The organism is Enterobacter sp. 22452 (assembly GCF_052045065.1).
Classification (GTDB): domain Bacteria; phylum Pseudomonadota; class Gammaproteobacteria; order Enterobacterales; family Enterobacteriaceae; genus Enterobacter; species Enterobacter mori.
In genome coordinates this window covers 162123-173344 of record NZ_JBQEOB010000007.1, presented here as the reverse complement: position 1 = coordinate 173344, position 11222 = coordinate 162123, and the positions used below count along the sequence as shown (strand labels likewise).

Annotated in this window: 9 protein-coding genes and 1 other RNA gene; 7 read left to right on the top strand and 3 right to left on the bottom strand. The window is 51.3% G+C overall.

The genetic code is table 11. The features are described 5' to 3' along the window. Window positions 1–142 precede the first annotated feature (142 nt). On the bottom strand, window positions 143–430 hold the full coding sequence (locus tag ACTJJA_RS19460) for an RnfH family protein (RefSeq protein ID WP_023308884.1): 288 nt from the start codon (window positions 428–430) through the stop codon (window positions 143–145). Beyond that, window positions 420–857 carry a type II toxin-antitoxin system RatA family toxin gene (locus ACTJJA_RS19455; RefSeq protein WP_010434164.1) on the bottom strand — a complete coding sequence of 146 codons (438 nt, stop codon included), beginning with the start codon at window positions 855–857 and terminating at the stop codon, window positions 420–422. Before ACTJJA_RS19455 ends, ACTJJA_RS19460 begins: the two co-directional genes overlap by 11 nt. Window positions 858–1013: 156 nt before the next feature. Here ACTJJA_RS19455 and smpB point away from each other — a divergent pair, with 156 nt between their 5' ends. The 4 genes from smpB to ACTJJA_RS19435 all read left to right on the top strand — a co-directional run bounded on the left by smpB (window position 1014) and on the right by ACTJJA_RS19435 (window position 7163). Next, window positions 1014–1496 (top strand): SsrA-binding protein SmpB, encoded by a 483-nt coding sequence (smpB, locus tag ACTJJA_RS19450; protein ID WP_006178063.1) that lies wholly within the window; start codon window positions 1014–1016, stop codon window positions 1494–1496. 89 nt (window positions 1497–1585) lie between these two features. Beyond that, window positions 1586–1949, top strand: a transfer-messenger RNA (tmRNA) gene (gene ssrA, locus ACTJJA_RS19445). A gap of 204 nt (window positions 1950–2153) precedes the next feature. Continuing rightward, on the top strand, window positions 2154–3395 hold the full coding sequence (locus ACTJJA_RS19440; RefSeq protein ID WP_332942172.1) for an integrase domain-containing protein: 1242 nt from the start codon (window positions 2154–2156) through the stop codon (window positions 3393–3395). Window positions 3396–3533: 138 nt separating this feature from the next. Next, complete coding sequence (locus ACTJJA_RS19435; RefSeq protein WP_332942171.1) at window positions 3534–7163, top strand: DEAD/DEAH box helicase; 3630 nt, start codon at window positions 3534–3536, stop codon at window positions 7161–7163. A 478-nt stretch (window positions 7164–7641) separates the two neighbouring features. Here the strand turns inward: ACTJJA_RS19435 and ACTJJA_RS19430 are convergent, their stop codons facing one another. Beyond that, window positions 7642–8190 carry a TetR/AcrR family transcriptional regulator gene (locus ACTJJA_RS19430; RefSeq protein ID WP_180264377.1) on the bottom strand — a complete coding sequence of 183 codons (549 nt, stop codon included), beginning with the start codon at window positions 8188–8190 and terminating at the stop codon, window positions 7642–7644. Window positions 8191–8319: 129 nt separating this feature from the next. Here ACTJJA_RS19430 and ACTJJA_RS19425 point away from each other — a divergent pair, with 129 nt between their 5' ends. The 3 genes from ACTJJA_RS19425 to ACTJJA_RS19415 all read left to right on the top strand — a co-directional run bounded on the left by ACTJJA_RS19425 (window position 8320) and on the right by ACTJJA_RS19415 (window position 11220). After that, window positions 8320–9411 carry an alkene reductase gene (locus ACTJJA_RS19425; protein WP_252052510.1) on the top strand — a complete coding sequence of 364 codons (1092 nt, stop codon included), beginning with the start codon at window positions 8320–8322 and terminating at the stop codon, window positions 9409–9411. A 75-nt stretch (window positions 9412–9486) separates the two neighbouring features. Beyond that, window positions 9487–10269, top strand: a complete 783-nt coding sequence (locus tag ACTJJA_RS19420) for an SDR family NAD(P)-dependent oxidoreductase (protein WP_252052509.1) — start codon at window positions 9487–9489, stop codon at window positions 10267–10269. A 132-nt stretch (window positions 10270–10401) separates the two neighbouring features. Continuing rightward, on the top strand, window positions 10402–11220 hold the full coding sequence (locus ACTJJA_RS19415) for an oxidoreductase (RefSeq protein ID WP_332942170.1): 819 nt from the start codon (window positions 10402–10404) through the stop codon (window positions 11218–11220). Window positions 11221–11222: the final 2 nt, after the last annotated feature.

Genomic DNA, 11222 nt, shown 5'->3' with positions numbered 1-11222 from the left:
TCTCTCGCATCCCAGGGCATAAGCGACTCCATAAACGGGTTCTTATGCCTTAGTTGTAAGTGTCTACCATGTCCCCGAACAAGTGTTCACTATGTCCCCGGACCGTACAGGGAAGAGGGTCAGGGTGAGGGGAAAGAAAGCGCTACTTACCCGCTTTCTCCGCACGCTGACGACGCAGTTCTTTCGGATCGGCAATCAGCGGGCGATAAATCTCAACCCGGTCGCCCTCTTTCAATACGTCGCCAAGTTTCACCGGACGGCTGTAAATCCCGACCTTATTCTTCGCCAGGTCGATATCGCTGCGAAGCTCAAGGATGCCGGAAGCGCGAATAGCCGCCTCGACGGTGGCCCCCTCTTCCAGCGTCACACGCTGCAGATACTGCTTTTCCGGCAGCGCATACACCACTTCCACCGCAATCTTATGCGACACTGTAAACCTCTTTGGCGCGGGTCGTGAACGCCTGAACCATGTTAGACGCCAGCTCTTTGAAGATGCGGCCAAACGCCAGCTCAATAAGCTTGTTGGTAAACTCGAAATCCAGCTGGAATTCGATACGACAGGCATCTGCGCTCAGCGGCGTAAACTTCCAGCCGCCCATCAGGGTCTTAAACGGACCATCCACCAGATGCATCAAAATACTCTGATTATCGGTCAGCGTATTGCGGGTGGTGAACGTCTTGCTGATCCCCGCTTTGGAGACATCCACCGCCGCCGTCATCTGCGTTGGGCCGGACTCCAGAACACGACTCCCGGTACACCCGGGGATGAATTCAGGATAAGACTGAACGTCGTTCACTAACTGATACATTTGTTCCGCGCTGTAAGGCACGAGCGCAGTACGGCTAATCTGAGGCATAGCATTTTCCATGGTCACACAACGGACAAATAATAACATTTATCACCTGTTAAAAAAACGCTAAGCCTCATCTCGTGCTAATATAGCGCGTTAGACCTCACGGGACGCAATGAGGTGACTTTTTGAAATCAGATTACCGACGGCTTTACGACACTTATGACGAAGAAAAAAGCACATAAACCAGGATCGGCGACCATTGCGCAAAACAAGCGTGCTCGCCACGAGTATTTCATCGAAGAAGAATTCGAAGCAGGCCTTGCGCTGCAGGGCTGGGAAGTAAAATCGCTGCGCGCGGGTAAAGCGAACATTGGCGACAGCTACGTGATCCTGAAAGACGGCGAGGCTTTCCTGTTCGGTGCGAACTTCACGCCGTTGACCGTCGCCTCTTCACACTACGTATGCGACCCAACGCGCACGCGTAAACTGCTGCTGAACAAGCGTGAGCTTGAATCTCTTTACGGGCGCATCAACCGTGAAGGCTTTACCGTTGTTGCGCTCTCTATGTACTGGAAAAATGCCTGGTGCAAAGTGAAAATCGGCGTGGCGAAAGGTAAAAAACAGCACGATAAACGTACTGACCTGAAAGAGCGCGAATGGCAGTTGGATAAAGCGCGTATCATGAAAAACGCAGGACGTTGATTCTGCACACTTATTGTACTATTCAATAAGTTAGCGTTTCGGGCTGGTATCCAGGAAGTGAAATCTGGTATACTCAGTTCAACACTATTGGGGCTGATTCTGGATTCGACGGGATTTGCGAAACCCAAGGTGCATGCCGAGGGGCGGTTTGCCTCGTAAAAAGCCGCAAAAAAATAGTCGCAAACGACGAAAACTACGCTTTAGCAGCTTAATAACCTGCTAAGAGCCCTCTCTCCCTAGCTTCCGCTCTTAAGACGGGGATCAAAGAGAGGTCAAACCCAAAAGAGATCGCGTGGAAGCCCTGCCTGGGGTTGAAGCGTTAAAACTAATCAGGCTAGTTCGTTAGTGGCGTGTCTGTCCGCAGCTGGCGTGCGAATGTAAAGACAAACTAAGCATGTAGTACCGAGGATGTAGAAATTTCGGACGCGGGTTCAACTCCCGCCAGCTCCACCAAAATTCTCCATCGGTGATTACCAGAGTCATCCGATGAAGTCCTAAGAGCCCGCACGGCGCAAGCCCTGCGGGCTTTTTTGTGCCCTCAATTTGTCCCGCGAAGTCCGAAGAGAACTAATTAAATCCGAACCTTTTAGGCACCTTGTTAGGCACCTCATAAAGCTATATTGTTTTTGAGGTGCCTAAAACTATGGAAATCTGGCAATGGCAAGACAAACCAAACCTCTCTCCGTTAAGGAAATCGAATCTGCCAAACCCAAGGAAGCGGACTATGTGCTCTATGATGGCGATGGCCTTGAGCTACTGATCAAATCCAGCGGGAGTAAAATCTGGCAATTTCGCTACATTCGCCCCGTGACCAAGAAGCGAGCGAAAAAGAGCATTGGCCACTACCCGTCAGTTACGCTTGCCGATGCTCGAAGCTATCGGGCAGAATCCCGTTCTCTCCTTGTGAAACAAATCGATCCCCAGGAACATCAGCAAGAACAACTGCGTAGTTTGCTTGAAGCCAAAACTAATACTTTCCAGCTAGTGGCAGAACGTTGGTGGAATGTGAAGAAAGCCAGTGTTACCGAGGACTATGCAGAGGACATATGGCGCTCTCTTGAAAGAGATGTATTTCCAGCGATTGGTGACGTCAGCGTTACAGATATCAAAGCTCATATGCTGGTTCAGGCCGTGCAACCGGTACAGGCCAGAGGTGCACTGGAAACTGTTCGTCGCCTTTGCCAACGCATCAATGAGGTCATGATCTATGCCCAAAACACGGGCCTGATTGATGCTGTTCCCAGTGTCAATATTGGCAAGGCATTCGAGAAGCCGCAGAAGAAAAACATGCCCAGTATTCGTCCGGATCAGCTGCCTCAGTTAATGCAGACGATGCGAACGGCCAGCATTAGCCTTTCCACACGCTGCCTGTTCATGTGGCAACTTCTTACCATAACCCGCCCTGCCGAAGCGGCTGAGGCTCGTTGGGAAGAGATAGACACGGAGGCACGAGAATGGAAGATTCCTGCATCACGCATGAAAATGAACCGCGACCACACTGTTCCATTGTCAGATGAAGCAATCGCGATACTGGAGATGATGAAGCCGTTAAGTGGTAATCGAGAATTTATCTTTCCCAGTCGCATTAAGCCTACCCAGCCGATGAACAGCCAGACAGTGAATGCTGCACTCAAGCGTGCTGGCTTAGGAGGCATACTCGTATCACATGGTTTACGTTCTATCGCTAGTACGGCACTCAATGAGGAAGGATTTCTGCCTGATGTCATTGAAGCAGCACTGGCTCATGTTGACAAAAATGAGGTACGTCGCGCTTATAACCGCAGTGATTACCTTGAGCAACGGCGACCGATGATGCAATGGTGGGCTGATTTTGTTATGGCTGCTGATCGCGGAAGTATGATTGTGGGAGGTATGAGGGGAGAGCGTTTAACGGGATGACGGATAATTAATGACAGTTCCCACTTTAGTAGTGGGCCAGATGAGAATTTATATTTCAAGCGAAAGCTAATAGTTTTAGAAATCAAGCTAATTAGCATAATATCTCTTAATTGAAGGGATATGGAGCCGCAGAAATAAATGAAGACACGGCAGTATGCGCAAAAATCAATCTTCGATCTGGAAGCAATCTTCGAGCAGTCCAGCAACAATGCTAGCGAACTTGAACAGTTGTTGAGCGAGCTGACCTTTCGCAACACTGCCAGGGCGCGGACGCTGACGGCTAAAATCGAGCAATCTCTATTTGCTCTTAGCGGCCACAGCGTGGTCGCCATATCGGCTTCCAGCCCATCAACACACCATCCCGATTCGGTGTCCATTCAATCTTCTCGAGTTGTGCCCCACAATTCGCCTGCTGCGGAAGAGCAACTTCAACTGAAGGCCATCCCAGACTCTGCCATACGAGAGCAATTCGACAAAGACCAAATCGACCTTGGTCCGATCCCGTCTTTTTCTCCATCAGGTAAGGCGAATGATGCGCGAGCAATACTGGCAGCATGGACAGCCCTCGAAGCACTGTCGCCTCAAGCTTATAAACGCCCAGAGGATATGGCAACCGGCGACCGCTCTAGGGTTGCTCTATTGGAGCGAGGTGTTCCATGGGGACCAAATGCCCGCAGCAAGCCCAGTTATAAGCTTTATTTCGAGGTCGTCCTCGGCTCCATCGCTCTCGACAAGGCGACGGACGAGCTGGTCAAGGTTTTTGGCGAGGATGAGGAGCGTTCACGCCCGGACGGTAAGAAAGCGGCCATCGGCTCGATCCTGATCGACAAAGAAGGCTTTGTGCTTGAGGACAAAGGCGTTGCCGTGTCCAGTTTTGCCTGGGCACTCAAGCCGGCTCTCGATCTGAAGCTTGGGAGTTTAGGGAATTGGCCGAATGTTGAGCCGCGCATTATCGATCATCTGGTTCGAATGGTTCGCCACCACAACAAAGATGGAGAACCCATACCGATCGATCTGAATGTTGTTCATAACGCTTATAAATGGCTTGTATCGCAGTTCAGTGTACCCGAGCATTTGGTTGAGCCACCCACATTCGCGATTAAGGTGTTTCATCATTTCAAGGCTAAGGCGCCGCCTGAACCTTCGTTACTGAATTCCTTCTATCTTGAAGATCTCGGTGAAGCAACCAAATTGCTCGAGACGGGCAAAGCCGGAACCGGTTTGCGCCGCTACATGGGAATTGGAAGACCTGACCAGAAAATCGACGTGCTATCGCCCATTTCCGCAGTTGAGCCGTTCGTCGCACCGTCGCTCATGCCGCAGGCTCGTTGGCCTTCGAAAGGTGGCCATCCACTGGTGCTGCTTCAACAGGCTGCCGTGAATGCGGCGCGTGCTGAGCTGAATGATGCTCCAGGTATCATCGGCGTCAATGGGCCTCCGGGAACCGGAAAGACCACTCTTCTCCGGGATATCGTCGTTGGATGCATTCTCGATCGGGCCACGGCGATGTCCGGCTTCAACAAACCGCAGGATGCCTTTTCCACAACTGGCGAGAAGCTGGCATTCGGTTCCAATGCATTCCTGCACTTCTACAAGTTACATGCATCCTTGAAGGGCCATGAGATCGTCGTAGCCTCCTCCAATAACAAAGCAGTCGAAAACGTCAGTAAAGAGCTTCCTCTCAAGGTAGCCAATGGTCGCCATGAACAGATCGCCTACTTCCGGTCCATCAGCGACCTGATTGCGAATCCCAAACGCGCCGGCTATTTCGAAGCCGAGGCCGAGGGGGACATCCCCTCCGACACTGTCGAAACCTGGGGTTTGATCGCCGCAGCTCTCGGCAAGAGCAGCAACCGAGGCGCGTTTCAGCAAGGTTTCTGGTGGAATGAAGACGGTGGTTTCCTTACCTACCTGAAAGCAGCTCGCGGCATAAATGTCATGCGTGAGATCAAGGACGAGCGAACTGGCGAAACCATCGATCGCGTGATGCCCAGCGTGGTTGTCAATGAGCGGCCCAGCACCAACGAAGCGGATGCTGCTGCGGCCTGGCAGAAAGCGCGAACCGCCTTTCTTAAACTTAAGGAGACGGTAGACGCCGAAATCGCCAGCATCGAAGAGATGCGACGGGATATCCAGGCGCTCAAGGGAGCGATCACCGAACTTCAAAGAGCTGAACAGCGTCGACCGAGTCTGAATGAAGCCGTCGAAGAGGCACACAAGACTGCTGAATCCTGCCAACGAGAGCATGAGAAGGCAAAATCGCAGATCGAGCAGGACAAGATCATGCTCGACAGCCATCTTGCTTGCCGTCCAGGTTTCTTCTCCCGTTTGTTTGCGACTGCGGCCTGGAAGTCGTGGAGATCGACACTGCAGAAGCTCTCGGCGACCTTGCAGCAATCAGTCATACGGGCGCAGGGGACGGACGGTGCCCTAGAGCTTGCAAGGGCTGAGTGGAGCAATACTGAGTCCCAGTTACAGCAACTCGACCAGGAAATTTCCAGCAAATGTCAGGCTGTCTCGAAATTGAAGGCAACCGAGGCACAGGCACGAAACCGTATGGGAGACAGGGTCGTTGATGAGAGGTTCTTCGAGCGCGAGCACGAGGCTATCCACCTCACTGCACCCTGGCTTCCCGATGAGGTTCATCGCCTGCGGGAGGATCTTTTCGCCGCTGCCCTGACTGTGCATAAAACGTTCATTGATGCTTCGGCCAGCCGCTTGCAACACAATCTTGGGTTATTGATGTCAGGCATGGTAGCTGGTGCCTTCCAGTCTTCCGCTCACCGTGAACTTCTCCCCGACCTTTGGTCAAGCCTTTTCGTGGTTGTGCCGACCGTGTCCACGACATTCGCCTCTGTTCGGACGATGTTCGGGGATCTGCCACCAGAGAGCATTGGTTGGCTTCTGGTAGATGAAGCGGGCCAAGCCGTTCCTCAGGCAGCAGTTGGAGCTATCATGCGGGCAAAGCGCTCCATCGTGGTAGGTGACCCGTTGCAAATCCCACCTGTAGTTTCACTTCCTGAAAAGCTGAACGCCGAAATCTGCAAGTTCTTTGACATTGACCAAGTCGAATGGTCTGCCCCCGCAGCATCTACGCAGACCCTTGCTGATCAGGCATCGCGCTTCAAATCCACCTTCGTCATGGACGTAGGTGATCGAGAAGTCGGGCTGCCATTGCTCGTTCACAGGCGTTGCCAGAACCCAATGTTTGATGTTTCTAACTCCATCGCCTATGCCGGGCAGATGGTCCATGCTGTCGGGCCTAAAAAACCCGGATCTATCGGCTCGGCTTTGGGGAGATCTCACTGGGTGGATATCAATGGCGATGCTGAGACGAAGTGGTGTCCCGACGAGGGCGAAGCGGTTGTGCGAATGCTCAAAGAGCTGGCAGCATCGGGCATTACAAATCCGGACGTATTTATCATCACACCATTCAAGATCGTAGAGCAGAACATGCGTCGGCGTCTCGACAGTGAAACTGATCTGCTGCGAACGTTCGGCGTAAAGCTGGATGAATGGTGCCGTGATCGTGTAGGCACAATCCACACGTTCCAGGGCCGAGAGGCGGACACGGTAATCCTGTTGCTGGGTGCGCCGAAAGCGAGTCAGCAAAGGGCACGTCAGTGGGCGGCAAGCCCACCAAACATAATCAATGTAGCCGTCTCACGCGCCAAGCAAAACCTGTATGTGGTCGGCTCGGCTGCTGCATGGGCAGGGGCGGGAACTAGCCTTCAGGTCCTGCATCGGCAATTGGCGAAATCAGCCTAACAATCTCCGAGGTGGCCCTCATTATTGAGGGCTCATCGCGACTCATTTTTGGCTAACTTCAGTAATGGGCTGGCCGCTATGTGTTAAAATCTGACATTGCTCACATAATAGTCAAGCAGTCACTTTTCACCGCCCATCCAAGCTTGATTATTCTTACCGCTCCCCTTATATCCACACTGAGGAATAACCTCTGACATGGCTAAGGAGTATGATTATGGGGCTTAAACCTGGTCCAAAACCAATCGCAAAATCAACAGGAAAACCCGATCAACGCAGACGTGATAATAAGGATACACCCGGCAATACCCCAGGACTGAAACCAAGCAAATCAACTGGGAAGTAATCGTTTAAGGGTATGGAGAATTCATCTATACCCTTATCTCATCAAATCAGTCTGCTTTAGCCCGTTTAGTGCCAGGAACGGACATTCGCAATTTATTTAAATGAACCGCACAGCAAAATTCTTTTACCAGAAAATTCATCCCTTACAAGAGTCATGACTGATAAGACGCTCGCGACAAACATCCAGAATTTCGTCAGCAAGAGCGGAATTATCTGGACAGGCACGAGACAACACCAGGGCGCCAACAAGATGCGCGATGGTATTTATCAAGTCAGCGCGCGTGCCATTTTCGGTTCCTAAAACTTCCAGTTGCCGCTCAATTCCGGCCGCAAACGTCTCTTTTATTGATTCAGATTGACGAGCTGCATCAGTACCCAGAGCCGACATCACGCAGCCTTTTCCCATGTCATCACGATGTTGTCGGGAGAGATAATATTCAATAAATTTTTCCCGATTAACACCCTCAGTTTTTTCTGCGGATCGCGTAAAGCCGCAGTTCATGGCCTCAGACAGTAAATCTGCCTTGGAACCAAAATGCTTGTAAAAGCCACCGTGAGTTAACCCTGCCTCAGACATCAGTTCCGATATCCCGATACCATCGTAACCACGCTCACGAAAAAGTTCTGAGGCCGTTTCAACAACTCGCATCCTGTTCTCGCGAACCTGCTCTTTTGACACTTTCACGTTTCTACCCTCTTCAAATAGAGCCTGATTATACATTGATGATGATCATAATCAAACTGGTTGACTTTTTAGATTATGATCACCATCATTAAATCAGTACCTCAACCAATCATTTACAGGCGGATAAACATGACGAACCAGGCATTATTTCAACCTTATGATCTTGGCCTCATAACACTTGCCAACCACATCGTGATGGCCCCTCTAACGCGTAACCGGGCTGGTGCTGGGCTGGTACCGGGCGAACTGGCAGCGACTTACTACGCCCAGCGAGCTTCAGCAGGATTATTGATTACCGAAGCCACGCAGATTTCGCCACAAGCGCAGGGATATCAGGATACACCGGGGATCTATACGCAAGCTCAAATAGAGGGTTGGCGCAAAGTGACTGACGCAGTCCATGCCAAAGGTGGGCGTATATTTGTACAGCTCTGGCACGTAGGGCGAATTTCGCATGTCGATTTACAGCCTGGTGGCGCTGCACCAGTCGCACCGTCCGCTATCCGCGCTGAGACGAAAACCTTTGTGAACAACGGTTTTGCTGATGTTTCTGAACCACGTGCGCTGGAAGTGGAGGAAATAAAGGGGATCATCGATGATTTCAGAAAGGCAGCTGCAAATGCCATTGTCGCCGGGTTTGACGGAGTCGAAATCCATGGTGCGAATGGTTATCTGCTGGAACAGTTCCTTAAAGATGGTGCTAATCAGCGTACCGATGAATACGGCGGCTCTGTCGAGAATCGTGCTCGCCTGCTGTTAGAAGTCACTGCTGCCGTAAAAGATGAGATTGGCGCGGAACGCACCGGCGTGCGCATTTCGCCGGTATCTCCTGCTAATGCAATTTCTTGCAGTGATCCGCAACCTCAATATGACTACCTCGCTGAGCAACTCAATGCATTAGGCATCGTGTATCTCCACGTGGTTGAAGGTGCTACGGGCGGCCCGCGCGATGTATCACCGTTCGACTACGACTCACTACGTCGACGCTTTAACAACACCTGGATCGGTAACAATGGCTATGACCTGGCGCTGGCGACCACTCAGCTTGAGCAAGGCAAGGCCGATCTGTTTGCCTTCGGTCGTCCGTTCATCTCCAACCCGGATTTGGTTGAAAGACTGAAGACGGGTGCGCCGCTGGCCTCACTTAATCCTGAAACGCTTTATGGCGGTGGTGCACAAGGGTACACCGATTATCCGTCGCTTACCGGAACCAGCAAGTAGATCTGTGAATATCACGGTTCGACCTGAATCGCACATTGCGGAATCAGTTTACACATTAATAAAGAAGAGCAACTTATGACTAACGCTTCAGTTCTCATTACGGGTGCATCCACAGGTATTGGTGCTGTTTACGCTGAACGATTTGCCCGTCGGGGACATGACCTGGTACTGGTCGCCCGCGACAAAGCAAAGTTAGAGATACTGGCCGATCGTCTGCGACGGGAAAATGGCATTTCTGTTGATGTTCTTCCAGCCGACCTCACGCAAGCGGTCGATTTAGCGACTATCGAAGCGCGTCTGCGTGAAGACGAGCAGATCGGTATTCTTATCAATAACGCAGGTATCGCGCAGTACAGGAGTTTTACAGAGCAGACGCCTGAATCGATAGAACGCCTAATCGCGCTTAATGTCACGGCACTGACGAGACTGGCAAATGCAGTAGCACCACGCTTTGTAAAAGCGGGCGAAGGTTCTATCGTCAATATCAGTTCCATAGTTGGGCTCGCTCCGGAATTTGCAATGACGGTTTACGGTGCAACCAAAGCCTTTGTGCTTTTCCTGTCTCAGGGAATGAGTCTGGAGCTGTCATCTAAGGGTATTTATATCCAGGCGGTACTGCCTGCCGGGACGTACACGGAAATTTGGGATCGTGCGGGTATCGACATCAGTAACTTTGCCAAAATGATGGAAGTAGGTGAGTTAGTCGATGCAGCCCTGGTGGGTTTTGATCGTCGCGAACTCGTCACCATCCCGCCTTTACAGAATGCTGCGCACTGGGAGACCCTCGATGCTTCCCGTCAGGCTCTGCTTTCAGACATCAAACAAGATGAAGCCGCAGAGCGATATAAAACACGTTAAGTAAAGAGTTGCCCTCTGCAGAACAATCTTTTAGGTGTTTTTCAGACGGGCAAATAAAGCATAACGCCCTGATAGCAGGTTTTCTCATTCCCTATGAGAAACCTCAAACAAATCATAAAGGTCTCGTTCAGTATGACAACAAAACGTGTAGCGCTGGTTACAGGCGCTTCGTCAGGTATCGGCAAAGCGTCAGCGACTAAACTTTTAGCTGCGGGTTTTACGGTATACGGCACAAGTCGGCGTGGCGCGCTGGCGGGAACACATCCTTTTCCACTATTGACGCTGGATGTGACGGACGACGCCTCTGTTGAGGCAGCCATTGATGAGTTGCTGCGCCTGGAGGGGCGGATCGATCTTCTTGTAAATAATGCGGGTTTCGGGGTCGCGCCAGCAGCTGCAGAAGAAAGCTCTCTCGATCAGGCCAGGCTTATTTTCGACACCAATTTTCTGGGCATCGTTAGGTTAACACGTGCTGTTGTCCCTCATATGCGCCGTCGGGGCAGCGGGCGTATCATTAACATTGGTTCGATACTCGGTATCGTTCCGTTGCCGTATGTGGCTCTTTACGCTGCCAGTAAGCATGCGGTCGAAGGATACACGGGAGCACTTGATCACGAGCTGCGCACGCAGGGTATCCGGGTTTCTGTCATTGAACCTGCTTACATAAAGACCGAGTTTGAAGCCAATAATATCGAACCGGATGCCAGGCTTGAAGAGTATGACCTTATCCGGGCTAAGCTGACGAAAGTGGTGAGCAAAGCAATGGCCGAAGCGGAAAGTCCGGAAGTTGTGGCGGACGTAGTGGTTAAAGCTGCTGAGGATTTACGACCAAAAGTGCGTTATACCGCGGGAACGCTGGCGGCTAAACTGAATTTTCTTCTCAAATTCGCGCCCTCAAAAATCCTGGATGAGGTAGTGAGAAATAGTCTTCAGCTTGATGCTAGAGAATAAAA

Coding starts and splice junctions, on each gene's coding strand:
- ACTJJA_RS19420 (WP_252052509.1), top strand. CDS start 9,487: ATGACTAACGCTTCAGTTCTCATTACGGGTGCATCCACAGGTATTGGT.
- ACTJJA_RS19435 (WP_332942171.1), top strand. CDS start 3,534: ATGAAGACACGGCAGTATGCGCAAAAATCAATCTTCGATCTGGAAGCA.
- ACTJJA_RS19425 (WP_252052510.1), top strand. CDS start 8,320: ATGACGAACCAGGCATTATTTCAACCTTATGATCTTGGCCTCATAACA.
- ACTJJA_RS19440 (WP_332942172.1), top strand. CDS start 2,154: ATGGCAAGACAAACCAAACCTCTCTCCGTTAAGGAAATCGAATCTGCC.
- smpB (WP_006178063.1), top strand. CDS start 1,014: ATGACGAAGAAAAAAGCACATAAACCAGGATCGGCGACCATTGCGCAA.
- ACTJJA_RS19455 (WP_010434164.1), bottom strand. CDS start 857: ATGCCTCAGATTAGCCGTACTGCGCTCGTGCCTTACAGCGCGGAACAA.
- ACTJJA_RS19415 (WP_332942170.1), top strand. CDS start 10,402: ATGACAACAAAACGTGTAGCGCTGGTTACAGGCGCTTCGTCAGGTATC.